Source organism: Citrobacter sedlakii NBRC 105722 (genome assembly GCF_000759835.1).
Lineage (GTDB): Bacteria > Pseudomonadota > Gammaproteobacteria > Enterobacterales > Enterobacteriaceae > Citrobacter_A > Citrobacter_A sedlakii.
This window is the reverse complement of the sequence record NZ_BBNB01000002.1, coordinates 253,447-277,620: the sequence shown is the minus strand read 5'-3', so window position 1 is coordinate 277,620 and position 24,174 is coordinate 253,447. Positions and strand designations below refer to the sequence as shown.

Sequence of the window (24,174 nt, the reverse complement as noted above, 5' to 3'; positions counted from 1 at the left end):
GCGCGTCAGGCGTAAACTCAGCCGCTGACGGCATTTATCGCCTGATGGCGCTACGCGTCTCAGGCCTGCAAAATGAAGGAGTGCTACTCCTTCTCGGCAATGTACGGATCCTCATAGCCCAGAGCAAGCATAATCTCTGTTTCGAGGGCTTCCATTTCCTCGGCCTCATCGTCTTCGATGTGGTCGTAGCCGAGTAAATGCAAACTGCCGTGTACCACCATATGCGCCCAATGGGCTTCCAGCGGCTTGCCCTGTTCCTGCGCTTCCTGTTCAACCACCTGACGGCAGATAACCAGATCGCCCAGCAACGGCATCTCAATACCCGGCGGCGTTTCAAACGGAAAGGAGAGCACATTGGTCGGCTTATCTTTTCCCCGGTAAGTCAGGTTGAGATCGTGGCTTTCCGCGGTATCGACCAGGCGAATCGTCACTTCTGATTCTTCCTGAAACTGCGGGATTACCGCATTCAGCCATGTCTGAAACTGGACTTCGTCCGGCAGGCCCGCGTTGTTTTCACACGCCAGCTGTAAATCAAGGATCACCGGATTCATTTCTGCTCTTGCTCCTGCGCTTCACGCTTGCGTTCCGCCGCCAGTTCGGCTTTGCGTTTTTGTTCCGCTTCTTCCCAGGCCTCATAAGCGTTCACGATGCGCGCGACCACCGGATGGCGCACTACGTCTTCGCTGTGGAAGAAGTTGAAGCTGATCTCTTCGACGTTCGCCAGCACTTCAATCGCATGACGCAGCCCGGACTTCGTGTTGCGCGGCAGGTCAATCTGCGTGATATCGCCAGTGATCACCGCTTTTGAGTTAAAGCCGATACGGGTCAGGAACATCTTCATCTGTTCGATGGTGGTGTTCTGGCTTTCATCAAGAATAATGAACGCGTCATTCAGGGTGCGCCCGCGCATATAGGCCAGCGGCGCGACTTCAATCACGTTGCGCTCGATCAGCTTTTCCACTTTCTCAAAGCCGAGCATTTCAAACAGCGCGTCATACAACGGGCGCAGATACGGATCGACCTTCTGACTGAGATCGCCCGGCAGGAAGCCGAGTTTCTCACCCGCTTCAACCGCTGGGCGGGTCAACAGAATGCGACGAATTTCCTGACGTTCCAGCGCATCGACCGCCGCCGCGACCGCCAGATAGGTTTTACCGGTACCCGCCGGCCCGACGCCGAAGGTGATGTCGTGGTCGAGAATATTGGCGATGTACTGCGCCTGGTTCGGCGTGCGCGGTTTAATGACGCCGCGTTTGGTTTTAATGTTCACCGCTTTGCCGTATTCCGGCACGCTTTCGGCGCTCTGCTCAAGCACGCGCGCCTCTTTAATGGCGAGATGAATCTGTTCCGGTTCGATGTCCTGAATCTGGCCGCGCATCGGCGCGGTATCAACATACAGACTGCGCAAAATATCTGCCGCAGCGGTAACGCAAATTGGGCGACCGGTCAGTTTAAAGTGGTTGTCACGGCGGTTAATCTCGATGCCGAGACGGCGTTCCAGCTGTTTGATGTTGTCGTCAAACGGGCCGCAAAGGCTCAGCAGGCGGGCATTGTCTGCGGGCTCAAGGGTAATTTCGCGAGTGTCTGTGTTCAAACTGTTCCTCTTATGCATAGGTAGCCGGAAGATGAACGTTCACCGGCTGATAAGGAAATTATTCACGCCAGTGGATAAAGGCGCAAGCATTGCAGTAGAAATGGGGGCGGCGAGAAGAATTACAAGGCCCGCCAGCGTAGCGGGCCTGAAGGCGTTAAGGCTGGTAGAACCCGACGCCAATATCGTTTTCTTTACGGGTGCGGGCAATGACCGATTCCGGCGTTTCAGCGATACGCAGGCCCATTTCGTCTTCGGTACGTACCACTTTACCGCGCAGGGAGTTGGTCCAGACGTCGGTGATTTCCACATCGACAAACTTACCGATCATATCCGGCGTGCCTTCAAAGTTGACCACGCGGTTATTTTCAGTACGACCGGACAGTTCCATGATGCTCTTACGCGACGTGCCTTCGACCAGAATGCGCTGAACGGTGCCGAGCATACGGCGGCTCCAGGCCATTGCCTGCTGGTTAATGCGATCCTGAAGAATATACAGTCGTTGCTTTTTCTCTTCTTCCGGCACGTCATCCACCATGTCGGCTGCCGGGGTACCCGGACGCGCAGAGAAGATAAAGCTGTAGCTCATGTCAAAATTGACGTCGGCAATCAGTTTCATGGTCTGCTCGAAATCCTGAGTGGTTTCCCCCGGGAAGCCGACGATAAAATCGGAGCTGATTTGAATATCCGGGCGCGCCGCGCGCAGTTTACGGATAATCGCTTTGTATTCCAGCGCCGTGTGGGTGCGTCCCATCAGGTTAAGTACGCGATCCGCGCCGCTCTGCACCGGCAGGTGCAGGAAGCTCACCAGTTCCGGCGTATCACGGTAAACCTCAATGATGTCGTCGGTAAACTCGATCGGATGGCTGGTCGTAAAACGAATGCGATCGATACCGTCGATGGCGGCGACCAGACGCAGCAGGTCGGCGAAAGATCCGGTAGTGCCGTCGTAGTTCTCACCGCGCCAGGCGTTAACGTTCTGACCGAGCAGGTTCACTTCACGCACGCCCTGAGCCGCCAGTTGGGCAATTTCGAACAGGATGTCATCGCACGGACGGCTGACCTCTTCACCACGGGTGTACGGCACCACGCAGTAGGTACAATATTTGTTGCAGCCTTCCATAATAGAAACGAAAGCGGTCGGCCCTTCCGCGCGCGGTTCCGGCAGACGGTCAAATTTCTCGATTTCCGGGAAACTGATGTCCACCACCGGGCTGCGATCGCCGCGAACGGAGTTGATCATCTCCGGCAGACGGTGCAGCGTCTGCGGGCCAAAAATAATGTCGACATAGTGAGCGCGTTGACGGATATGTTCGCCTTCCTGAGACGCTACGCAGCCGCCGACGCCGATAATCAGATCGGGGTTTTTCTCTTTCAGCAGCTTCCAGCGGCCTAACTGGTGGAAGACTTTTTCCTGAGCCTTCTCGCGGATAGAGCAGGTATTCAGCAGCAGCACATCCGCTTCTTCCGCCACGTCGGTCAGTTGATACCCGTGAGTGGCATCCAGCAGATCGGCCATCTTCGATGAATCGTATTCGTTCATCTGACAGCCCCAGGTTTTAATATGGAGTTTTTTGGTCATCGACTTGCTCTTGCGAAATAGTGGCTGAATTGCAGGGCGCATAGTGTAATGCTTTGCCGCGGTTGTGACCAGTATGACCGTTATCAGCCTCAAGGGGTAAAAAATCCTGTAAACTTATCTGATTCACGTAACAGGATGAATGACCATGACAAATCAACCAACGGAAGTGGCCATTGTCGGCGGAGGGATGGTCGGCGGTGCGCTGGCGCTGGGACTGGCGCAGCACGGATTTACGGTCACGGTGATTGAACACGCCGCGCCAGCGCCCTTTGCGGCGGACAGCCGGCCCGACGTGCGTATTTCCGCGATCAGCGCCGCGTCTGTTTCGCTGTTGAAAAGCCTGGGCGTCTGGGATGCGGTACAAGGGATGCGCAGCCATCCTTATCGTCGGCTGGAAACCTGGGAATGGGAAAATGCCCACGTTGTTTTTGACGCTGCGGAACTGAAGCTGCCGCTGCTGGGCTATATGGTCGAGAACACTGTTTTGCAGCAGGCGCTGTGGCAGGCGCTGGAGGCGCATCCGAACGTTACCCTGCGAGTCCCAGCGTCGCTTGCGGCGCTACATCGTCATCACGACAGTCAGGTACTGGAGCTGGCAGATGGCGAGCAGATTATGGCGAAGCTGGTGGTCGGCGCTGACGGCGCGAATTCACAGGTGCGCCAACTGGCTGGCATTGGCATTCACGCCTGGCAGTATGCGCAGTCATGCATGCTGATCAGCGTTCAGTGCGAACAGGCGCCGGGGGACAGCACCTGGCAGCAGTTTACGCCGGATGGCCCGCGCGCCTTTTTGCCGCTCTTTGATCGCTGGGCGTCGCTGGTGTGGTATGACGCGCCAGCGCGTATTCGCCAGTTGCAGACCCTGAGCATGCCGCAGTTGCAGGCGGAAATCGTAAAACATTTCCCGGCGCGGCTGGGGCCGGTGACGCCGCTGGCCGCAGGTGCGTTCCCGCTGACCCGTCGACACGCGTTGCAGTATGTTCAGCCGGGCCTGGCGCTGGTTGGCGATGCGGCGCACACCATTCATCCGCTGGCCGGGCAGGGGGTGAACCTCGGCTATCGCGATGTCGATGCGCTGATCGATGTGCTGGTAAATGCGCGCAGCTATGGAGAACGTTGGGCCAGCCAGCCGGTGTTGAAGCGCTACCAAATGCGGCGCATGGCGGATAACTTTATGATGCAGAGTGGAATGGATCTGTTTTACGCTGGATTCAGTAATAACCTGCCGCCGCTGCGTATGCTGCGCAACCTCGGCCTGATGGCTGCTGAACGTGCGGGTGTTGTTAAACGCCAGGCGCTGAAGTATGCGTTAGGGTTGTAACACGCGCTTAAAGTAGTCGCTCGAACAGCGTTACTCTGTTGTTTCCTTCGAATAAAAATCCCTGATACCAGACGCTTCCGCTGCTGGTCGTCAGGGGTTCACAGCGCCAACGATGGGTGGCGATGCGATATAGCATATAGGCGCTTCTCCCTGACATCGATAGCATATACACAAGTATGAGCAGGGCGACGATGTCTGTTGCGGCATTTGCTCCTGTCAGGAGATATTCGCGTGCCAATATCGCGATACAGAACCCCTGTAAAATTAGCTTCCCAAGAAAGCTGAAGATATAAAATTGCTGGATACGTTTTTTCGACCAGAAACAGGGTTTTTTTATAACCACCCGCTGTTCATGCGCCGGTAAGCCATGAATGTAGGTGATATTGTGGGTCTTCTCCGTCAGCGTGAGCGCTACTCCCGTTTCGTTGAGCTGGTGCAGGCGCATTGATATGCCGATGGGAAAGAGTAAACCGACCAGAATGAGGTAGGTTAGCAACGCGGAAAGGTCAAAGAAAGTTAGCACGACGGCGAAAACAAAAAGGAACAGCGTTGCCGTCCGGGTAAATATAAACGGAAAAATCTGGTAGTTCATCGTAACGTCCCTTTATCTGCCGTGGCTTAATCTAGCGACAGAGGCAGAACATGTATACGGCTGGCTGGGACTTTCAGAATTCATAAAAGCAAAAAGCTCGCCGAAGCGAGCTTTTTTAACGTGGCTGGGGTACGAGGATTCGAACCTCGGAATGCCGGAATCAGAATCCGGTGCCTTACCGCTTGGCGATACCCCAATTGGCGTACTTCTTACGTTCGTTAGCGGAACGTCTGAAAAATGTGGCTGGGGTACGAGGATTCGAACCTCGGAATGCCGGAATCAGAATCCGGTGCCTTACCGCTTGGCGATACCCCAACAAATTTTTCTGAATCTGCCGAATCAATCGACATTTCGTAAGATGGTGGCTACGACGGGATTCGAACCTGTGACCCCATCATTATGAGTGATGTGCTCTAACCAACTGAGCTACGTAGCCAGAGTATTTCTTCGATGGCTGGGGTACCTGGATTCGAACCAGGGAATGCCGGTATCAAAAACCGGTGCCTTACCGCTTGGCGATACCCCAATGACCGTCGCGGTGATCCGCAAACTCGAAGAAATATGGCTGGGGTACCTGGATTCGAACCAGGGAATGCCGGTATCAAAAACCGGTGCCTTACCGCTTGGCGATACCCCATCCGTGCAACGCGTACTGGTGAATGGTGCGGGAGGCGAGACTTGAACTCGCACACCTTGCGGCGCCAGAACCTAAATCTGGTGCGTCTACCAATTTCGCCACTCCCGCAAAAAAGATGGTGGCTACGACGGGATTCGAACCTGTGACCCCATCATTATGAGTGATGTGCTCTAACCAACTGAGCTACGTAGCCCTCTTTTTTCGCGTTACCTTATCGGCGTTGCGGGGCGCATTATGCGTATTGAGCCTTGAAGCGTCAACCTCTTTTTCATCGAAAACAGCGTGAATGTGACTGTTTGGTTAGGTTGCGAACAGCGTGACGCAATAATCGGCAATTATTGGTTATGAAACACTTTATGGGCAAGATTTTAGAACAAAAAAAGGGCCCTTGCGGACCCATTTCATCATGCAGATTTATTTGTATGCCGACTGATGTACGCCGACCGCGCGTCCGGAAGGATCGTTCATGGTTTTGAACGCTTCATCCCATTCGATCGCTTTGGCGGAAGAGCAGGCGACAGACGGGCCGCCCGGCACGCATTCCGCGGCGCTCGGGAGCGGGAACAGTTCTTCAAAGATCTCACGATACAGATACGCTTCTTTCGAGCCTGGCGTGTTGTAAGGGAAGCGGAAGCTGGCGGTTTCCAGTTGCTGGTCGGTTACCTGCTGCGCCGCCACTTCTTTCAGGGTGTCGATCCAGCTGTAGCCCACGCCATCGGAGAATTGCTCTTTCTGACGCCATGCGACGCTTGCCGGCAGGTAAGATTCGAAACATTCACGCAGGATATGTTTTTCCATCTTGCCGTTGCCGCACATCTTATCTTCCGGATTGATACGCATGGCCACATCGAGAAATTTCTTGTCGAGGAACGGGACGCGGGCTTCCACGCCCCAGGCTGACATCGCTTTGTTGGCGCGCGCGCAGTCAAACATATGTAGCGCCTGCAGTTTACGTACCGTTTCTTCGTGCAGTTCTTTGGCGTTTGGCGCTTTATGGAAGTAAAGATAGCCGCCGAACACTTCGTCAGATCCCTCGCCGGATAGCACCATTTTGATGCCCATCGCTTTGATTTTACGCGACATTAAGTACATTGGCGTTGACGCGCGAATCGTGGTCACATCGTACGTTTCGATGTGATAAATTACATCGCGGATCGCATCTAACCCTTCCTGCACGGTGAAGTGAATCTCATGGTGCACCGTGCCCAGATGGTTCGCGACTTCCTGCGCGGCTTTCAGATCCGGAGAACCTTCCAGACCGACGGCGAAGGAGTGTAGTTGCGGCCACCAGGCTTCAGATCTTTCCTGATCTTCCACGCGACGCGCGGCGAACTTTTTGGTGATAGCGGAAATCACTGAAGAATCCAGACCGCCGGAGAGCAACACGCCGTACGGCACATCTGACATCAGATGGCTTTTTACCGAGTCTTCCAGTGCCTGGCGCAGTTCCGCTTTGTCGGTAACGTTATCTTTTACCGCATCGTACTCGAACCAGTCGCGCTGATAGTACTGACGAATCTCACCGTCCTGGCTCCATAAATAGCTGCCCGCCGGAAACTCTTTAATCGTGCGGCAAATCGGCACCAACGCTTTCATTTCCGAAGCAACATACAGGTTACCGTGTTCGTCATAACCCATATACAGCGGGATAATCCCGATGTGGTCGCGACCAATCAGATACGCGTCTTTCTCGGTATCGTACAGGGCGAAAGCGAACATTCCTTGCAGATCGTCAAGAAATTCCGGGCCTTTTTCCTGATACAGCGCGAGGATAACTTCGCAGTCGGAGCCGGTCTGGAACGCATAGCGATCGCCATATTCCGCACGCAGCGCCTGATGGTTGTAGATTTCGCCGTTGACAGCCAATACGTGGGTTTTCTTTTCGTTATACAGTGGCTGAGCGCCCGCGTTGACGTCGACAATGGACAGACGTTCATGCGCGAGGATGGCCTTGTCGCAGGCAAAAATACCGGACCAGTCCGGGCCGCGATGGCGCATCAGGCGTGACAGCTCGAGCGCCTTTTTCCGCAGTTCCCCTGCATCTGACTTAATATCGAATACGCCAAAAATTGAACACATAACCTTCTCCGTTACCCTGTCTGAATACATTTTGTGTGTGCTTGATTTAAAAAATGCCGCAAAGGAGAGCAGGGCGCAATACTTTTGCCGGGTAAAAAAGAAAAAACGCAACAGCGATTATGGAATGATGAAAAAAGAGTACGTAATGAACGGATTTATTAATGAATCGACAATTTTTAGGTGATTTTATTAGATGCGGCGTGGCTTGACCGTAGGCCTGATAAGCGAAACGTCATCAGGCAACGGTTGGCGTTAAATAACGTCGATCTCGGCGACGGAGGGGTAAATCCAGCTCGGACGGAACGGCATACTGTCAATATCATCAAGCGTAGAAACGCCGGAAAGCACCAGGATGGTTTCAAGTCCCGCCTGGAATCCGGCAAGAATGTCGGTGCGTAGATTGTCACCGACAATCACCGTCTCTTCCGAGTGCGCCTGCATTTTGTTCAGCGCGGCGCGAATGATCCACGGGCTGGGTTTGCCGACGTAGAACGGCTTACGTCCGGAAATTTTCTCAATACCGGCGCACAGGGCACCGCAGGCCGGGTAAAAACCGCGACCGTGGGTGTCCGGATTGGTGGCGATAAAGCGTGCGCCGTTCGCCACGAAGTATGCCGCTTTATGCATCATGTCCCAGTTATAGGAACGGGTCTCGCCCACAATCACAAAATCCGGGTTGACGTCGGTGATGGTGAACCCGGCTTTATACAGTTCGTGGATCAGCGCCCCTTCGCCCACCACGTAAGCCTTTTTCCCTTCCTGACGACGCAGGAAGTCGGCGGTGGCCATGGCTGAGGTATAAAACACGCTGTCAGGGACATTGACGCCGGCGGTGGCGAAGCGGTTCGCCAGATCCTGCCCGGTTTGCGACGGGTAATTGGTCAACAGCACCAGCGGCAGACCTTTTTCAATAATGCCGGTCAGAAATTCTGCTGCGCCGGGGACGGCGACGTTATCGTGCATCAGCACGCCATCGATATCACAAATGACATTTTTAATGGTCATGAACTACCCAGGGAAATGGTTATGAATCCGATACTATAAAAGCGCATCAGTTTTCCAGCAAATGCTGGAGCAAAATGCCGTTCAGCATGGCGCGCTTCACAAGGGCGAATGCGCCGATAGCGGAGCGATGATCCAGCGTAGAGCGCACCACTGGCAGATTCTGGCGAAACGCCTTCAGCGCCTGCGTATTGATGCAGCTTTCGATTGCGGGCAACAGGACTTTATCCGCTTCGGTAATTTCACCGGCAATCACAATCTTCTGCGGATTAAACAGGTTAATGGCAATGGCGATAGTTTTGCCCAAATGCCGCCCTACGTGCTCGATCACTTCCGAGGCCAGGCTGTCGCCTTTATTTGCCGCTTTACAGATGGTTTTGATGTTGCAGTCATTTAGCGAAACACGGCTCTGATAGCCCTGTTTGAGCAGGTTTTGCACACGGTGTTCGATCGCGGCGTTAGCCGCAATGGTCTCCAGACAGCCGAAGTTGCCGCAGTGGCAACGCTCGCCCAGCGGCTCAACCTGAATGTGGCCGATCTCGCCGACGTTGCCGTTACGGCCAATGAAAATTCGGCCATTGGAGATGATCCCGGCGCCGGTGCCGCGGTGTACGCGCACCAGAATGGAGTCTTCACAGTCCTGGCTTGCGCCGAAATAGTGCTCTGCCAGCGCGAGGCTGCGGATGTCGTGACCGACAAAACAGGTAACGCGAAAACGGGTTTCCAGCGCATCGACCAGTCCCCAGTTTTCAACCTGAATATGCGGCATGTAATGAATCATGCCGCTTTCCGGATCGACAAGGCCCGGCAGGATCACCGAAATGGCGATCAGTTCGCGAATTTTGCGCTGGTTGCCGTCAATAAAGGCTGAAATTGCATTGAGCAACGCATGTTCCAGCGTCTCCTGAGTACGTTCGGGCAGCGGGTAATGCTCCTCCGCCAACACTTTACTGCTGAGATCGAACAGGGTAATGGTCGCGTCATGGCGTCCCAGACGTACGCCGATGGCGTGGAAACCGCGGGTTTCGGTAACAATAGAGATCGCGCGGCGGCCCCCGGTGGAGGCCTGCTGATCGACTTCTTTGATCAGCCCGCGTTCAATCAGTTGACGCGTAATTTTGGTTACGCTGGCGGGAGCAAGCTGGCTTTGTTCGGCAATCTGAATCCGCGAGATTGGCCCATGCTGGTCAATCAGGCGGTAAACGGCCGCGCTGTTAAGCTGTTTTACGAGATCAACATTACCTATTTGAGCTTGTCCGCCTGGTGTCATACTTTCTCTTACTCAGTAACGACCTCGTTACCATTAACGATGGTCTTGATGATTTTAAAGTCGTGGGTAAACGCGGTCAGGTTCGCCACTTTACCCGGCGCGATGCTGCCGAGCTGTTTTTCTACGCCAATCGCGCGCGCCGGATAGAGCGTCGCCATGCGCAGCACTTCGTCGAGCGCAATGCCGCAGTGCTCAACCAGGTTACGCACGCCTTCGATCATGGTTAACGATGAACCGCTTAGCGTACCGTTTTCATCCACACACAATCCATTGCGGTAGTATATTGTTTTACCAGCAAAAATGAACTGTTCAATATTCGCACCTGCGGGCGCTGTCGCATCCGTTACCAGACACAGCTTATCGCCTTTAAGACGTTTGGCGTTGCGGATATTGGCGTAGTCAACGTGCAGGCCGTCGGCAATCACGCCGCAATAAATGTCCGCATCGTCGAGAACAGCCCCCGCCAGACCCGGTTCACGGCCGGTAATGTACGGCATAGCGTTAAACAGGTGCGTGGCAAAGCGGATACCTGCGCGGAAACCGGCTTTGGCTTCTTTAAGCGTGGCGTTAGAGTGTCCGGCAGAAACCACGATGCCGGCATTCGCCAGTTTGCTGATGACTTCAGCAGGCACCATTTCCGGCGCCAGCGTAACTTTGGTGATGACGTCGGCATTATCGCACAGGTAGTCCACCAGCGCAGCGTCCGGCTGACGAACAAAGTTCGGGTTGTGGGTGCCTTTTTTAACCAGATTCAGCCACGGGCCTTCCAGATGAAGACCCAGCGCCTGGTTCGGGTGTTTCGCCAGGTATTCACGCATAACGCGAATGCCTTGCTTCATCAATTCGTCGCTGGTGGTGATCAGCGTTGGCAGATAGTTGGTGCAGCCCGATTTCTCGTTGGCTTTCTGCATGATTTCCAGCGTTTCAACGGTAACGGCGTCTGCGGTATCGTTGAACTGTACGCCGCCGCAGCCGTTAAGCTGAACGTCGATAAAACCGGGGGAAAGAATGGCCCCGTTCAGTGAACGTTGTTCGATCCCGTGCGGCAGTTCCGCCACCGGACAAACGCTGTCAATCAGGCCATTGGCGACAACAATCGCATGGTCATCAAGAATTTCGTGGCCGGTAAAGATCCGACCCTGGGTTAAAGCATACATTCCGACCCCCGATTTCAAAAATATGCCGCCCTGAACGCAGTGGCAGGGCGGAGACAACATTACAGACCTTTAATATTTTCGGCTTCTAACTCGTTGAAATATTTCAGCGTCTTAACTTTCAGTTCCATCGTTGACGGCTCATCGCAGACCACCACGGCTTTCGGGTGCAGCTGCAGGCAACTGATGGTCCACATGTGGTTGACGTTGCCTTCAACGGCGGCCTGCAGAGCCTGGGCTTTCTGATGGCCCAGCACCAGAATCATCACTTCTTCGGCATCCAGCAGAGTCCCCACGCCAACGGTCAGCGCATATTTAGGCACCTGATCCACATCACCGTCGAAGAAACGGGAGTTTGCCACGCGCGTATCGTGGGTCAGGGTTTTAATACGGGTACGGGAAGCCAGGGAAGAAGCCGGTTCGTTAAATGCGATATGACCGTCGTTACCGACGCCGCCCATAAACAGGTGGATTTTACCGTAAGAACGGATTTTTTCTTCATATTGACGGCATTCCGCGTCAATATCTGGCGCGTTACCATTGAGCAGGTTGATGTTTTCTGCTGGAATATCAACGTGATCAAAGAAATTGCGGTGCATGAAGCTGTGGTAGCTTTCCGGATGTTCCTTTGGCAGGCCGACATATTCGTCCATATTGAACGTCACCACATGTTTGAAGCTGACCTGGCCCGCTTTGTGCATTTCCACTAAGGCTTTGTAAGCGGTCATTGGCGTGCCGCCCGTCGGCAGACCCAGCACAAACGGACGATCGGCTGTCGGTTTGAACGCATTGATACGGTTAACGATATGGCGGGCAGCCCATTTGCCGACTTGTTCAGCGGTAGTCAGGGGAATCAGTCTCATTCTTCACCTCAGAAAGTAAATGTAAGCCGTTGGCGGATTGCGCGTCTGTGCACCTTAAAGCGTAACCTGGTCTGTCGCGATTGGAGTCAATCCGTCTTGATTTTTTGAATGATAAAATAAGTTTTCAAAGTTAGCCAGTGACAGGGAGAGATAATAACGATATTTGGTGACTTTACTCACAAAAAACACGCTTTTAATTTGCGATACGAATTAAATTTTCACACACTCTTGCAGGAGATGATCTAACAACGTATTTGCCGGAACATCACGCTGAGAAGTTGAGCTACACACATAAAAATACGGCCTGAATGGCCATATCGGGGTCTCGTAGGGGGAATAAGATGAACATTCTAGGTTTTTTCCAGCGACTGGGTAGGGCGTTACAGCTCCCTATCGCGGTGCTGCCGGTGGCGGCGCTGTTGCTGCGATTCGGCCAACCAGATTTACTGAACGTCGCCTTTATCGCGCAGGCGGGTGGGGCGATTTTTGATAACCTCGCGCTGATCTTCGCCATCGGTGTGGCATCCAGCTGGTCCAAAGACAGCGCGGGTGCGGCAGCGCTGGCAGGGGCGGTCGGTTATTTCGTACTGACTAAAGCGATGGTCACCATCAACCCGGAAATCAACATGGGTGTGCTGGCGGGTATCATTACCGGCCTGGTGGGCGGCGCTGTCTACAACCGTTGGGCGGATATCAAGCTGCCTGACTTCCTGAGCTTCTTCGGCGGCAAACGCTTTGTGCCGATTGCTACGGGCTTTTTCTGCCTGGTGCTGGCGGCGATTTTCGGCTACGTCTGGCCGCCAGTTCAGCATGCTATTCATGCTGGCGGTGAATGGATCGTGTCCGCAGGCGCGCTCGGCTCCGGTATTTTTGGTTTCATCAACCGTCTGCTGATCCCAACCGGTCTGCATCAGGTGCTGAACACCATCGCCTGGTTCCAGATTGGTGAATTCACCAACGCTGCCGGTACCGTTTTCCACGGCGATATCAACCGCTTCTACGCGGGTGACGGCACTGCCGGGATGTTCATGTCCGGCTTCTTCCCGATCATGATGTTTGGTCTGCCGGGCGCGGCACTGGCGATGTACTTCGCTGCCCCGAAAGCGCGTCGTCCGATGGTAGGCGGTATGCTGCTGTCCGTCGCCATCACCGCGTTCCTGACCGGCGTGACTGAGCCGCTGGAATTCCTGTTTATGTTCCTTGCGCCGCTGCTGTATCTCCTGCACGCGATTCTGACCGGCATCAGCCTGTTTATCGCCACGCTATTGGGGATCCACGCGGGCTTCTCGTTCTCTGCGGGCGCTATCGACTACGTGTTGATGTACAGCCTGCCCGCGGCGAGCCAGAACGTCTGGATGCTGCTGGTTATGGGGCTGGCGTTCTTCGTCATTTACTTCCTGTTGTTCAGCGCGGTTATTCGTATGTTTAACCTGAAAACGCCGGGCCGCGAAGATAAAGAAGACGAGGTGGTGACTGAAGAAGCGAACAGCAATACGGAAGAAGGTCTGACGCAACTGGCGACCAGCTACATCGCAGCGGTCGGCGGTACGGATAACCTGAAAGCCATTGATGCCTGTATCACCCGTCTGCGTCTGACCGTTGGCGACTCCGCCAGGGTGAGCGATGCAATGTGTAAACGCCTGGGCGCGTCCGGCGTGGTGAAACTGAACAAACAAACCATTCAGGTTATTGTCGGGGCGAAAGCAGAATCCATTGGCGACGCGATGAAAAAAGTCGTAGCGCGTGGTCCGGTTGCCGCAGCCTCGGCGGATGCCGCGCCTGCTGCAACAGCAACCCCGGCCCAGAAGCCGCAGGCGGTACCCAATGCGGTGACCATTGCTGAACTGGTTTCCCCGATTACCGGTGACGTGGTGGCGTTAGATCAGGTGCCTGACGAGGCGTTCGCCAGCAAAGCGGTCGGTGACGGCGTGGCGGTTAAACCGACGGACAAAACCGTGGTTTCTCCGGCAGCGGGAACCATCGTGAAAATCTTCAATACCAACCACGCATTCTGCCTGGAAACAGAGAAAGGCGCGGAAATCGTGGTCCACATGGGGATCGATACCGTTGCGCTGAACGGCCAGGGCTTTAAACGGCTGGTTGAAGAAGGGGCTGAAGTGACCGCAGGCCAGCCGATCCTGGAAATGGATCTGGACTATCTGAACGCGAACGCGCGCTCCATGATGAGTCCGGTGGTGTGCAGTAACATCGACGACTTCAGCGCGCTGGTGGTGAAAGCCGAAGGTCACGTCGTGGCGGGTCAAACCCCACTGTATGAAATCAAAGGTAAATAAAAAGGTCCGGGTCGGATAAGGCGAAAACCGGGTTCCGACAACATCACAGCGACCTTAAGCGGCGGAGGCAAACCTTCGCCGCTTTTTTTTGCAGCAAATGGTCCCCATATTTTCGTTTGAGACGTATTTTGCGTAACTAAAGGTTGTCAGTCTGTCCGGCTTATAAGATCATATGCCGTTATACGTTGTTTACGCTTTGAGGAATCCACGATGAGTGAGGCTGAAGCCCGCCCGAGTAACTTTATTCGTCAGATCATCGATGAAGATCTGGCCAGTGGTAAGCACACCACGGTACATACCCGTTTTCCGCCGGAGCCAAATGGCTATCTGCACATTGGCCACGCGAAATCCATTTGCCTGAACTTTGGCATCGCGCAAGATTATCAGGGCCAGTGCAACCTGCGTTTCGATGACACTAACCCGGTAAAAGAAGATATCGAGTACGTTGATTCGATCAAAAACGACGTTGAGTGGTTAGGTTTTCACTGGTCTGGCGAGGTTCGCTACTCCTCCGATTACTTCGATCAGCTGCATGCCTACGCGGTTGAGCTGATCACCAAAGGTCTGGCTTACGTTGATGAACTGACGCCAGAGCAGATCCGCGAATACCGCGGCACCCTGACTCAGCCGGGTAAGAACAGCCCGTTCCGCGATCGCAGCGTGGACGAAAACCTCGCGCTGTTCGAAAAAATGCGTACCGGCGGTTTCGAAGAAGGCAAAGCCTGCCTGCGCGCGAAAATCGACATGGCGTCGCCGTTCATCGTGATGCGCGATCCGGTGCTGTACCGTATTAAGTTCGCGGAGCATCACCAGACCGGCACCAAGTGGTGCATCTATCCGATGTACGACTTCACCCACTGCATCAGCGATGCGCTGGAAGGTATTACCCACTCGCTGTGTACGCTGGAATTCCAGGACAACCGTCGCCTGTACGACTGGGTGCTGGACAACATCACGATTCCGGTTCACCCGCGTCAGTATGAATTCTCGCGCCTGAATCTGGAATACACCGTGATGTCCAAGCGTAAGCTGAACCTGCTGGTGACCGACAAGCATGTGGAAGGTTGGGACGACCCGCGTATGCCGACCATTTCCGGTCTTCGCCGCCGTGGTTATACCGCCGCCGCGATTCGCGAGTTTTGCAAACGTATCGGCGTGACCAAGCAGGACAACACCATTGAGATGGCGTCGCTCGAATCCTGCATTCGCGAAGATCTTAATGAAAACGCGCCGCGCGCGATGGCGGTAATCGATCCGGTGAAACTGGTGATCGAAAACTACCCGCAGGGCGAGAGCGAACAGGTCACGATGCCGAATCATCCGAACAAACCGGAAATGGGCAGTCGTCAAGTGCCGTTCAGCGGCGAGATCTGGATTGACCGCGCGGACTTCCGTGAAGAAGCGAACAAGCAGTACAAGCGTCTGGTCATGGGGAAAGAAGTACGCCTGCGTAACGCCTACGTGGTGAAAGCTGAGCGCGTGGAAAAAGACGCCGAAGGCACTATCACCACCATCTTCTGTACCTACGACGCCGACACCCTTAGCAAAGATCCGGCAGATGGCCGTAAAGTGAAGGGCGTGATTCACTGGGTGAGCGCGGCGCACGCGCTGCCGGTTGAAATTCGTCTCTACGATCGTCTGTTCAGCGTGCCGAACCCTGGCGCGGCGGAAGATTTCCTGTCCGTAATGAACCCGGAATCGCTGGTCATCAAACAGGGTTATGCCGAACCATCGCTGAAAGAGGCGGTCGCCGGTAAAGCGTTCCAGTTTGAGCGCGAAGGATACTTCTGTCTGGACAGTCGTTATGCTACCGCCGAGAAACTGGTCTTTAACCGTACCGTCGGCCTGCGTGACACCTGGGCGAAAGTCGGCGAATAAGTCGCAACTTGTCTCTCAAACGCCGCGTTCAGCGGCGTTTTTTTTGCCCTCAACTCTCTTTTTTCGAAGCGAATTAATTATCGTTTCTTAAATATTCTGCTTAACAAATCTTTTTACATAACAAATTGATTTCATCAATGCTTATCGTGATGTAACCGATTTCATCTTTCTGGAAAACAAGTAATTTTTTCTGATCTTCCGCTTTATTGATCAAATGAATGAAATGTAACAGAACGCGATGAAATATGTGCGGTTGCTCATACTCTTACATTCTCGTTACAGAAAGGTATTGATAATTCGCGTCGCGAAAAATAGTCTATTCATTGTAGTCAGCGAGGTCTTTCTCAATGCTACTTTTCACTTTTATTTTTTGGCTGTTAGCCGTTGGCGACAGCACTTTAAAACGTCAAAGAGGATTAACACATGCGTACGTTCAGTGGCAAACGTAGTGCGCTGGCGCTGGCTATCGCCGGTATCACAGCAATGTCGGGCTTGGTTGTTGTTCCACACGCTCATGCCGAAGGTTTTTTTGATGACTCCACCCTGACGGGCGGGATCTATTACTGGCAGCGCGAGCGCGATCGTAAAGACGTTACCGACGAAGACAAATATAAAACGAACCTTTCTCATGCGACCTGGAACGCCAACCTGGATTTCCAGTCCGGCTACGCGGCTGATATGTTTGGCCTCGATATCGCGGCCTTCACCGCTATCGAAATGGCGGAAAACGGCGACAGCGGTCACCCCAACGAAATTGCCTTCTCGAAAAAGAATAAAGGCTACGACGAAGATTACTCGGGCGATAAAAGCGGAGTAAGCCTGTATAAAGCGGCGGCGAAATTTAAGTATGGCCCCGCCTGGGCGCGCGCGGGGTATATTCAGCCAACCGGACAAACGCTGTTAGCACCGCACTGGAGCTTTATGCCGGGCACCTATCAGGGTGCCGAAGCCGGGGCGAACTTTGACTACGGCGATGCGGGCGCGCTGAGCTTCTCCTATATGTGGGCCAACGAATACAAAGCGCCGTGGCACACCGAGGTCGACAAATTCTATCAGGCCGATAAAAAGACTAAGGTCGATTACCTCCATTCCGTCGGCGCGAAATATGATTTCAAAAACGACCTGGTGCTGGAAGCGGCATTTGGACAGTCTGAAGGCTATGTCGATCAGTACTTCGCGAAAGCCAGCTATAAGTTTGATTTAGGCGGCAACCCGCTGACGACCAGCTACCAGTTCTACGGTGCGCGTGACAAAGTGGATGACCGTAGCACAAACGATATTTACGACGGTACGGCCTGGCTGCAGGCGTTAACCTTCGGCTACAAGGTCGCGGAAGTGGTTGACCTGCGTCTGGAAGGCACCTGGGTGAAAGCGGAAGGGCAGCAGGGTTACTTCCTGCAGCGTATGACCCCGACTTATGCCTCCTCCAACGGTCGTCTGGATATCTGGTGGGATAACCGTTCTGACTTCAACGCCAACGGCGAAAAAGCGGTCTTCTTCGGCGCGATGTATGACCTGAAAAACTGGAACCTGCCAGGTTGGGCAGTGGGGGCGTCTTATGTATATGCCTGGGATGCGAAGCCGTCCACCTGGCAGAGCAATCCTGATGCGTACTACGACAAAAACCGCACTATCGAGGAATCATCTTACAGCCTGGATGCGGTCTATACCCTGCAGGACGGACGCGCCAAAGGCACCATGTTTAAACTGCACTTCACTGAGTATGACAACCACTCCAACATCCCAAGCTGGGGCGGTGGTTACGGCAACATCTTCCAGGATGAGCGTGACGTGAAATTTATCGTCATTGCCCCGTTCACCATCTTCTAATGCCCATACGCGGCGGGCCATGCGCCTGCCGCACCGTTGAGGACTGTGCTATGAAAAAACTGATACTCATCGCCGTGATGGCTTCGGGACTGGTGGCCTGCACAACGACGACGGCGCCAAAAGAAGACAGCCGTCTGAAAGAGGCGTACAGCGCCTGCATCAATACGGCGCAGGGATCGCCAGAAAAAATCGAAGCCTGCCAGAGCGTTTTAGCGGTGCTGAAGAAAGAGAAACAGCACGAACAGTTTACCCGTCAGGAAAGCGTTCGCGTACTGGATTACCAGCAGTGCATACAGGCGACGCGTACCGGTAACGATCAGGCGGTAAAAGCCGATTGTGATAAGATCTGGCAGGAAATCCGCAGCAACAATAGCGCCAAATAACCCAGGGGGCGGAGAGGGTCTCCGCCCCTGTTTTCTGGCTTAATTCTCCACGGGGTGGTAACTGCGGCTCAGGCGAACAAACAGCATAGCCGTCGCGGCGAAACCACATAGCGCTGCGCACATCAGCCACCATCCTGGCGAACTTTTATCACCGGTCATCTCAACCAACGCAGTAGAAATTGCGGGAGTCAGCCCCCCGAAAATGGCCGTCGCAAGGCTGAACGCCAGCGAAAACCCCACCGTTCGTACGTAGACCGGCATCACTTCGGTCAGCGCGGCGACCATCGCGCCGTTATACATGCCAAAAAAGAACGAGAACCACAGTAGCACCAGGGTCATACGGGTGAAATCCGGCGCGGCGGTCAGCCAGTGCATCACCGGCCAGGTCGTGATGAGCGCAAGCAGAGTAATCCCCATCAACACCGGACGACGGCCGATTTTATCGGAGATCGCGCCGCCAATAGGCAGCCAGATAAAGTTAGAAATCCCGACCAGCATGGTGACTATCAGGCTGTCACGCGCGCTCAGATGCAGAACGGCACGGCCGTAGGTGGGCGTATAAACGGTAATAAAATAAAAAGTGGTGGTGGTCATTGCCACCAACAGCGTACCAGCGGTGACGATGCGCCAGTTTTTCGCAATGGTGGTCAGTATTTCCCGGGTATCGGGGCGGTGCTTACGCTGGATAAAGGCTTCGGTTTCTTGTAGCGAACGGCGCAGTACAAAAATGAGCGGAATGATCATGCAGCCAATAAAGAACGGAATGCGCCAGCCCCATTCAGAGATTTCATCGTGCCCGAGCGTGACGTTCAGACCGTAGCCGATCAGCGCAGCCACCACAATCGCCACCTGTTGGCTGGCCGACTGCCAGCTGGTATAGAAACCTTTATTGCCCGGCGTGGCGATCTCTGAAAGATAAACGGAAACGCCGCCCAGCTCCACGCCGGCGGAAAATCCCTGCAACAGTCGGCCCAGCAGCACCAGCACTGGCGCCAGTACGCCAATGGTCTGGTAGCCAGGCACGAGGGCGATCAGCAGCGTACCGCAACCCATGATCGCCAGCGTTACCATTAACCCTTTACGGCGGCCAATTCTGTCGATATACGAACCCAGCACAATCGCCCCGACGGGACGCATCAAAAAGCCGGAGCCGAAGACGGCAAACGTGAGCATTAAAGAGGCGAATTCACTTTCTGCCGGGAAAAACGTTTTCGCAATATAAGTGGCGTAAAAACCAAACAGAAAAAAGTCGAACTGCTCAAGAAAATTACCGCTGGTTACCCGCAGTATTGCGCCGAACGTGCCGGCGCGCGATGGTTGTTGGCTCATGGGATTGCTCTCCACTGTCTTATCGTAATAGTTATTGAGGTAAGATGTTGCGGGTCAGTCGCCTGCGACCCCCGCCTGTTTTCCGCGCCGCTTCTCGATAGCCCATTTGAGTAACGAAGCGCAGCGGTAAAATCCGTGGGCAAATTTTCCGTACGGGAGGGTTAAAAAGAGCGCCATCACCACGCCAAGATGCACAGCAAGCAGAACGCCCATCCACGTGGAATCCCTCCCTGCCAGCAGTCCCAGCCCTGTCAGGCTGGTCAACAGCAACAGCAAAATAAAACCGCGATCCATCGGTTTTTGTCGCGCGTCACCGTGCAGCGGCGAGCGCTTTACGTTCAGCCACAGCAAACCCGCAGGACCGATAATCAGACCTACCCCCCCGAGGGTGCCGAGGAGCACCGGCACGCTGAAAAACGGATAAGGGGCTTCCCACCCGGCAAAATAGTGATAGCCGGTCGCCACCATGGTGGCGGCGAAGCAGAGCATAAAACCGTAGAAGGTAAAGTGATGGAAGCGACGGCGCAGCAATGTAAAGGCATCATCGGCTTCGTTACACCCTTTGCCGTGTCCGCCGTCGAGGTACTTCAGCGTCAGGGCATTGTGCGTCGCTTCGGCAATCTCCACGGGCTGCGGCGCGCCGGGGGAGATCTCACGCCAGAAGCGGATCACGCCAGCCATCAACAACCCCATCGCCAGAATAAAGACGGAACCAAACATCCAGGCCAGCAGGTTATGCGGGAATATCTGGTAGAAGTCGCCAGCCAGCGGCGGGTGCAGCAAGGAGCCTTTCAGACTCATCGCCAATAACAGGAAGAAAATCAGCGCAAAGACCAGCGTTAGCGCGACGGTCATGCCCGCCCGGCGATACAACGCGCCAAACGCGGCGGGCCGGGCATAATGCTGATAGGTTTCGAGGCGCACTTCCGCCATCGCTTTCGGTACGTTAATGGCGAACTCATGAGGGGGCGCGTACTGACAGGCGTGCAGACAGGCGCCGCAGTTATGGCACAGGTTAGCCAGGTAGTTGATGTCCGCTTTGCCAAACTCAAGACGTTGAGTCATCGCCGGAAAGACGGCGCAAAAGCCTTCGCAGTAGCGGCAGGCGTTACAAACCTGCATCACCCGTTCCACTTCGGCTTCCGGTTCGGTAATGATTTGTGCCTCAATAATTAATTTCTCAAGCTGCTTCATGGTGCGCCTCCTTACGTGCGGCCTGGGCGGCTTCTTTACCGGCAATGCAGCCAAACGTGGTGCCAATCGACATGCCAACGCCAGCGGTATAGCCTTTGCCCAGCACATTGCCCGCCATCATTTCTCCGGCGACAAACAGGGTACGGCTGGGTTTTCCGGCGAAATGCACCGCCGCGCGTTCGTTCACTTTCAGGCCGAGGTAGGTAAACGTGATCCCTGGCCGCAGGGCGTAGCCGTAATAAGGCGGCGTATCGAGAGGGCGTGCCCAGTGCGTTTTCGGCGGCGTTAACCCGCTGGTGGCGCAGTTATCCAGGACGGTGTGATCAAAGTGTCCAGGCTGGCAGGCCTGGTTGTATTGCCTGACGGTAGCGCTAAAACGTTGTGCATCCAGCCCCAGTTGGCAGGCCAGCTCTTCCAGCGTATTGGCCTGCGCGCCGGGGAATACCGGTGGCATAAAGTGACCAATGGCTTTGCTGTCGATAATGGAATAACCAATTTGCCCCGGCTGTTGGGCGACCAGGCGCCCCCAGATGGCATAGCGTTTCGGCCAGAAATCTTCGCCTTCGTCATAAAAACGCGCTGCGTCGCGGTTGACCACCACGCCTAAAGAGACGCAGTCCACTCGCGTGCAGATCCCGCCGTCATACAGTGGCGCGCGGGCATCAATCGCCACGCAGTGCGACTGGGATGGATCGCCAATGATGTCGGCGCCGGCATCGATCATAAATTTAAGCAGGACACCCTGATTAAAGCGGGTGCCGCGGATGAGAAAATTATCGGCGGGCCATTCCCCACGCGCGTTTTGTCCCCAGGCTTCACGTAGCCATTCGCGATTGGACTCGAAACCGCCAGCGGCGAGTACACAGGTTCTGGCCTCGATGCGTTCATCGCCCGCCAGCGCGGCGACAAACTCGCCGTCATGTAACTCCAGCGCCTGTACCGGCGTGTTATAGCGGATGGTGACGCCGAGCGCCTCCGCGCTGCGATAATAGGCGTTGACCAGCGCCTTGCCGCCGCCCATGAAAAAGGCGTTCGTACGCGCAACGTGCAGTGCGCCTGATAACGGTGGCTGAAAATTCACACCGTGTTTGCGCATCCAGTCACGGCAATGCGAAGAGGTGCGGATCACCAGCCGTGCCAGCGCTTCGTTGGTATTGCCTTCCGTTACCCGCCAGAGATCCTGCCAGTACTCCTCTTCGGGATAACGGTCGACCAGCACATCCTGCGGCGCATCATGCATACAGCGCAAATTACGGGTGTGCTGTGAATTGCCACCGCGCCATTCGCGCGGCGCCGCTTCCAGCAGCAGCACCGACGCACCGGCCTCCCGGGCGGTTAAGGCGGCACACAGCGCGGCATTGCCGCCGCCAATCACCAGAACATCAACCATCGTAGACTCCATTACGCTTTAACAAATGTTAAATTTGTAATGAAAATGTATACGCATGGGTTGTGGGGGCGCTATGAGGTACTGCTAAAACCCTCTTTAGTTAACGTAAAGGGTGGCGCCTGGCCAGCGATCAGCCTCAACCAGTTCACGCATCACTTTACCCAGCACGACGCGAGCTGCCAGCCCCGCCGGGGTCAGTTCGTCATCCGATAAACTGACCAAAAAGTTGGGACGACTGAGGACCGGATTATGGACGCCGATCACGCGCAGGTCGTCCTGGTCCAGTCGGGAAATCGCCGCGCCAGGTTGTAGGGTGGCGCCCAGACCGTCGCGGACCGCCCGCATCAGTAGCGTCAGACCGTCAATTTCCGCAACGATATCAACCTGCAGCGCGTGCTCTTGTGCGATAGCCTCCAGTCTGCCGCGCAGACCGTGGCCCTGACTGGGCATCACGAGGGGAATATTCGCCAGTTGAGCAGGCATGATGTTGTCTTCAGGGAATATAGCCAGCAGGGGATGGGGGCCGATCAGAAACAGCCGCTCTTCCAGAACCGGCTTCGCGCTCCAGCGCAGGATCTTCTCTTTCTGAAAGACGACCGCTAAATCAAGCTGGCGGGTGTTAATCATCCGCTCAAGATTGCCGGAGAGACTCTCCACGACGTGCAGCCGCACGTCAGCGTAGCTTTCCCGCATGGCGTTAATAAACGGAATGCCCAACACCGATGCCGTACTGGGCGCCATACCGACGCTAACGTGGCCGGATAACCGCGCCTCACGCGCAGCAAGAATGGCGTCGTCGGCATGCCGTAGCGCCAGTTGCGCCTGAGAATAAAAGGCCAGCCCCGCGTTAGTGGGCGTGACGCCGCGCGACGTTCGTTGCAGCAGGCGGATGGCGAGTTCACTTTCCAGACGTGTCATTTGTTGGCTCAGCGCCGAGACGCCAATGTCGAGATCCAGCGCGGCGCTACCCATGCTGCCGGTTTCAACAATACGAACAAAATAACGTAACTGGCGAAGTTCCATTTCGATTCTCCGGACAGGTCAGGGAAGGGAATTTTTACATTAAAGCAACACGGGCGGGGAGGGAAGGAAAACGGCGGGATCGCGCCCACAAAAAAGCCAGCCCGCAGGCTGGCTTTCATCAAGCGTAAAATTATTTGCCGTCGTGCGCGTGTTCGTCTTCGCGGCAGTCGCCTTCGGCGCAATGGCCATAGAGATAGAGGCTGTGGTTCGTTAAACGAATACCGTGCTTCGCCGCAATCTCACGCTGACGGGCTTCAATCGAATCATCACTAAATTCAATCACTTTGCCACAATCGAGGCAAATAAGGTGATCGTGATGATGCTGCTGGGTCAGCTCAAAAACGGATTTGCCGCCTTCAAAATTGTGGCGGGTTACGATACCGGCGTCATCAAACTGGTTCAGCACGCGATAGACGGTCGCCAGACCAATTTCTTCACCCATGTCGATCAGTCGTTTGTATAAATCTTCCGCACTGACGTGATGGTTATCCGGTTCCTGAAGCACTTCCAGAATCTTTAAACGTGGAAGCGTTACTTTCAGGCCAGCCTTCTTTAATGCGGTATTGTTGTCAGTCATGCGGAATCTGTCCTGTTGCTAAACGATTCACTTCATACGAGAAGTGACAGAAATTGCATTCGAGATAATGCCTCTCATTATAGGACTGCCATCCTTAAATGAAAACTGCAAGCCTCGGGCAAATGTTAATAAAAACGTGGTATTGCCTGGAAATGAGAGCGCCACCTAATAACTCCCGCACATTG

19 protein-coding genes, 7 tRNA genes and 1 pseudogene are annotated in these 24,174 nt (G+C 54.6%); 5 read left to right on the top strand and 22 right to left on the bottom strand.

What is annotated here, in order from left to right:
* Nucleotides 1-83 precede the first annotated feature (83 nt).
* The 3 genes from ybeY to miaB form a co-directional block, all read right to left on the bottom strand.
* Nucleotides 84-551 carry an rRNA maturation RNase YbeY gene (ybeY, locus tag CSE01S_RS05685; RefSeq protein ID WP_042285456.1) on the bottom strand — a complete coding sequence of 156 codons (468 nt, stop codon included), beginning with the start codon at nt 549-551 and terminating at the stop codon, nt 84-86.
* Entirely contained in the window at nt 548-1,594 is a 1,047-nt protein-coding gene (locus CSE01S_RS05680; RefSeq protein WP_042285455.1) for a PhoH family protein, read from the bottom strand. The genes ybeY and CSE01S_RS05680 overlap by 4 nt, the downstream gene beginning before the upstream one ends.
* Nucleotides 1,595-1,748: 154 nt before the next feature.
* The gene (miaB, locus tag CSE01S_RS05675) at nt 1,749-3,173 is read right to left on the bottom strand and encodes a tRNA (N6-isopentenyl adenosine(37)-C2)-methylthiotransferase MiaB (protein WP_042285454.1); all 1,425 of its coding nucleotides are present in this window, start codon (nt 3,171-3,173) and stop codon (nt 1,749-1,751) included.
* Between the two features lie 145 nt (nt 3,174-3,318).
* Between miaB and ubiF the strand changes: the two genes are divergently transcribed.
* The gene (ubiF, locus tag CSE01S_RS05670) at nt 3,319-4,494 is read left to right on the top strand and encodes a 3-demethoxyubiquinol 3-hydroxylase (RefSeq protein WP_042285453.1); all 1,176 of its coding nucleotides are present in this window, start codon (nt 3,319-3,321) and stop codon (nt 4,492-4,494) included.
* Between the two features lie 7 nt (nt 4,495-4,501).
* On the opposite strand, the gene CSE01S_RS05665 is transcribed toward ubiF, so the two are convergent.
* The 13 genes from CSE01S_RS05665 to nagB all read right to left on the bottom strand — a co-directional run bounded on the left by CSE01S_RS05665 (nt 4,502) and on the right by nagB (nt 12,091).
* Nucleotides 4,502-5,086 (bottom strand): hypothetical protein, encoded by a 585-nt coding sequence (locus CSE01S_RS05665; protein WP_042285451.1) that lies wholly within the window; start codon nt 5,084-5,086, stop codon nt 4,502-4,504.
* A gap of 121 nt (nt 5,087-5,207) precedes the next feature.
* Nucleotides 5,208-5,282, bottom strand: a tRNA-Gln gene (locus tag CSE01S_RS05660).
* A gap of 44 nt (nt 5,283-5,326) precedes the next feature.
* Nucleotides 5,327-5,401, bottom strand: a tRNA-Gln gene (locus CSE01S_RS05655).
* Between the two features lie 44 nt (nt 5,402-5,445).
* Nucleotides 5,446-5,522: transfer RNA gene (locus tag CSE01S_RS05650), tRNA-Met, on the bottom strand.
* A 15-nt stretch (nt 5,523-5,537) separates the two neighbouring features.
* Nucleotides 5,538-5,612 (bottom strand) — tRNA-Gln (locus tag CSE01S_RS05645).
* A gap of 36 nt (nt 5,613-5,648) precedes the next feature.
* Nucleotides 5,649-5,723: transfer RNA gene (locus CSE01S_RS05640), tRNA-Gln, on the bottom strand.
* Between the two features lie 23 nt (nt 5,724-5,746).
* A tRNA-Leu gene (locus CSE01S_RS05635) sits at nt 5,747-5,831 on the bottom strand.
* A gap of 8 nt (nt 5,832-5,839) precedes the next feature.
* Nucleotides 5,840-5,916: transfer RNA gene (locus CSE01S_RS05630), tRNA-Met, on the bottom strand.
* A gap of 221 nt (nt 5,917-6,137) precedes the next feature.
* The gene (gene asnB / locus CSE01S_RS05625; RefSeq protein ID WP_042285449.1) at nt 6,138-7,802 is read right to left on the bottom strand and encodes an asparagine synthase B; all 1,665 of its coding nucleotides are present in this window, start codon (nt 7,800-7,802) and stop codon (nt 6,138-6,140) included.
* Between the two features lie 252 nt (nt 7,803-8,054).
* On the bottom strand, nt 8,055-8,807 hold the full coding sequence (nagD, locus tag CSE01S_RS05620; RefSeq protein ID WP_042285447.1) for a ribonucleotide monophosphatase NagD: 753 nt from the start codon (nt 8,805-8,807) through the stop codon (nt 8,055-8,057).
* Between the two features lie 46 nt (nt 8,808-8,853).
* Nucleotides 8,854-10,074, bottom strand: coding sequence for a DNA-binding transcriptional regulator NagC (gene nagC / locus CSE01S_RS05615; RefSeq protein WP_042285445.1), 1,221 nt, complete (start codon nt 10,072-10,074; stop codon nt 8,854-8,856).
* A gap of 8 nt (nt 10,075-10,082) precedes the next feature.
* Nucleotides 10,083-11,231, bottom strand: coding sequence for an N-acetylglucosamine-6-phosphate deacetylase (gene nagA, locus CSE01S_RS05610; RefSeq protein ID WP_042285443.1), 1,149 nt, complete (start codon nt 11,229-11,231; stop codon nt 10,083-10,085).
* A 59-nt stretch (nt 11,232-11,290) separates the two neighbouring features.
* Entirely contained in the window at nt 11,291-12,091 is an 801-nt protein-coding gene (gene nagB / locus CSE01S_RS05605; protein ID WP_042285441.1) for a glucosamine-6-phosphate deaminase, read from the bottom strand.
* 341 nt (nt 12,092-12,432) lie between these two features.
* On the opposite strand from nagB, the gene nagE reads away from it, so the two are divergent.
* From nagE to CSE01S_RS05585, 4 genes are all read left to right on the top strand, one after another.
* Entirely contained in the window at nt 12,433-14,385 is a 1,953-nt protein-coding gene (gene nagE / locus CSE01S_RS05600; protein WP_042285439.1) for a PTS N-acetyl glucosamine transporter subunit IIABC, read from the top strand.
* Nucleotides 14,386-14,595: 210 nt separating this feature from the next.
* Nucleotides 14,596-16,263, top strand: a complete 1,668-nt coding sequence (gene glnS, locus CSE01S_RS05595) for a glutamine--tRNA ligase (protein ID WP_042285437.1) — start codon at nt 14,596-14,598, stop codon at nt 16,261-16,263.
* 423 nt (nt 16,264-16,686) lie between these two features.
* Nucleotides 16,687-18,093, top strand: coding sequence for a chitoporin ChiP (gene chiP, locus CSE01S_RS05590; RefSeq protein ID WP_042285435.1), 1,407 nt, complete (start codon nt 16,687-16,689; stop codon nt 18,091-18,093).
* A gap of 50 nt (nt 18,094-18,143) precedes the next feature.
* Nucleotides 18,144-18,476 carry a ChiQ/YbfN family lipoprotein gene (locus tag CSE01S_RS05585; RefSeq protein WP_042285432.1) on the top strand — a complete coding sequence of 111 codons (333 nt, stop codon included), beginning with the start codon at nt 18,144-18,146 and terminating at the stop codon, nt 18,474-18,476.
* Nucleotides 18,477-18,515: 39 nt separating this feature from the next.
* Here the strand turns inward: CSE01S_RS05585 and tcuC are convergent, their stop codons facing one another.
* From tcuC to CSE01S_RS23595, 6 genes and pseudogenes are all read right to left on the bottom strand, one after another.
* Entirely contained in the window at nt 18,516-19,805 is a 1,290-nt protein-coding gene (gene tcuC, locus CSE01S_RS05580) for a tricarballylate/proton symporter TcuC (RefSeq protein WP_042285430.1), read from the bottom strand.
* Nucleotides 19,806-19,859: 54 nt separating this feature from the next.
* Entirely contained in the window at nt 19,860-20,999 is a 1,140-nt protein-coding gene (gene tcuB, locus CSE01S_RS05575) for a tricarballylate utilization 4Fe-4S protein TcuB (protein WP_042285427.1), read from the bottom strand.
* A complete protein-coding gene (gene tcuA, locus CSE01S_RS05570; RefSeq protein ID WP_042285425.1) occupies nt 20,986-22,389 on the bottom strand; it encodes an FAD-dependent tricarballylate dehydrogenase TcuA in 1,404 nt (467 codons plus the stop codon). Before tcuA ends, tcuB begins: the two co-directional genes overlap by 14 nt.
* Before the next feature lie 96 nt (nt 22,390-22,485).
* Complete coding sequence (tcuR, locus tag CSE01S_RS05565; RefSeq protein ID WP_042285423.1) at nt 22,486-23,412, bottom strand: tricarballylate utilization LysR family transcriptional regulator TcuR; 927 nt, start codon at nt 23,410-23,412, stop codon at nt 22,486-22,488.
* A gap of 130 nt (nt 23,413-23,542) precedes the next feature.
* The gene (gene fur / locus CSE01S_RS05560; protein WP_042285420.1) at nt 23,543-23,989 is read right to left on the bottom strand and encodes a ferric iron uptake transcriptional regulator; all 447 of its coding nucleotides are present in this window, start codon (nt 23,987-23,989) and stop codon (nt 23,543-23,545) included.
* Nucleotides 23,982-24,067: pseudogene (locus CSE01S_RS23595) on the bottom strand (fur leader peptide). Before CSE01S_RS23595 ends, fur begins: the two are co-directional and overlap by 8 nt.
* Between the last annotated feature and the right edge of the window lie 107 nt (nt 24,068-24,174).

What these genes read in the sequence shown, in the direction of transcription:
- nagE (WP_042285439.1), top strand. Translation starts at nt 12,433, where the DNA reads ATGAACATTCTAGGTTTTTTCCAGCGACTGGGTAGGGCGTTACAGCTC.
- fur (WP_042285420.1), bottom strand. Translation starts at nt 23,989, where the DNA reads ATGACTGACAACAATACCGCATTAAAGAAGGCTGGCCTGAAAGTAACG.
- tcuA (WP_042285425.1), bottom strand. Translation starts at nt 22,389, where the DNA reads ATGGTTGATGTTCTGGTGATTGGCGGCGGCAATGCCGCGCTGTGTGCC.
- tcuR (WP_042285423.1), bottom strand. Translation starts at nt 23,412, where the DNA reads ATGGAACTTCGCCAGTTACGTTATTTTGTTCGTATTGTTGAAACCGGC.
- ubiF (WP_042285453.1), top strand. Translation starts at nt 3,319, where the DNA reads ATGACAAATCAACCAACGGAAGTGGCCATTGTCGGCGGAGGGATGGTC.
- nagA (WP_042285443.1), bottom strand. Translation starts at nt 11,231, where the DNA reads ATGTATGCTTTAACCCAGGGTCGGATCTTTACCGGCCACGAAATTCTT.
- nagC (WP_042285445.1), bottom strand. Translation starts at nt 10,074, where the DNA reads ATGACACCAGGCGGACAAGCTCAAATAGGTAATGTTGATCTCGTAAAA.
- CSE01S_RS05665 (WP_042285451.1), bottom strand. Translation starts at nt 5,086, where the DNA reads ATGAACTACCAGATTTTTCCGTTTATATTTACCCGGACGGCAACGCTG.
- nagD (WP_042285447.1), bottom strand. Translation starts at nt 8,807, where the DNA reads ATGACCATTAAAAATGTCATTTGTGATATCGATGGCGTGCTGATGCAC.
- tcuC (WP_042285430.1), bottom strand. Translation starts at nt 19,805, where the DNA reads ATGAGCCAACAACCATCGCGCGCCGGCACGTTCGGCGCAATACTGCGG.
- tcuB (WP_042285427.1), bottom strand. Translation starts at nt 20,999, where the DNA reads ATGAAGCAGCTTGAGAAATTAATTATTGAGGCACAAATCATTACCGAA.
- ybeY (WP_042285456.1), bottom strand. Translation starts at nt 551, where the DNA reads ATGAATCCGGTGATCCTTGATTTACAGCTGGCGTGTGAAAACAACGCG.
- miaB (WP_042285454.1), bottom strand. Translation starts at nt 3,173, where the DNA reads ATGACCAAAAAACTCCATATTAAAACCTGGGGCTGTCAGATGAACGAA.
- CSE01S_RS05585 (WP_042285432.1), top strand. Translation starts at nt 18,144, where the DNA reads ATGAAAAAACTGATACTCATCGCCGTGATGGCTTCGGGACTGGTGGCC.
- asnB (WP_042285449.1), bottom strand. Translation starts at nt 7,802, where the DNA reads ATGTGTTCAATTTTTGGCGTATTCGATATTAAGTCAGATGCAGGGGAA.
- chiP (WP_042285435.1), top strand. Translation starts at nt 16,687, where the DNA reads ATGCGTACGTTCAGTGGCAAACGTAGTGCGCTGGCGCTGGCTATCGCC.
- nagB (WP_042285441.1), bottom strand. Translation starts at nt 12,091, where the DNA reads ATGAGACTGATTCCCCTGACTACCGCTGAACAAGTCGGCAAATGGGCT.
- glnS (WP_042285437.1), top strand. Translation starts at nt 14,596, where the DNA reads ATGAGTGAGGCTGAAGCCCGCCCGAGTAACTTTATTCGTCAGATCATC.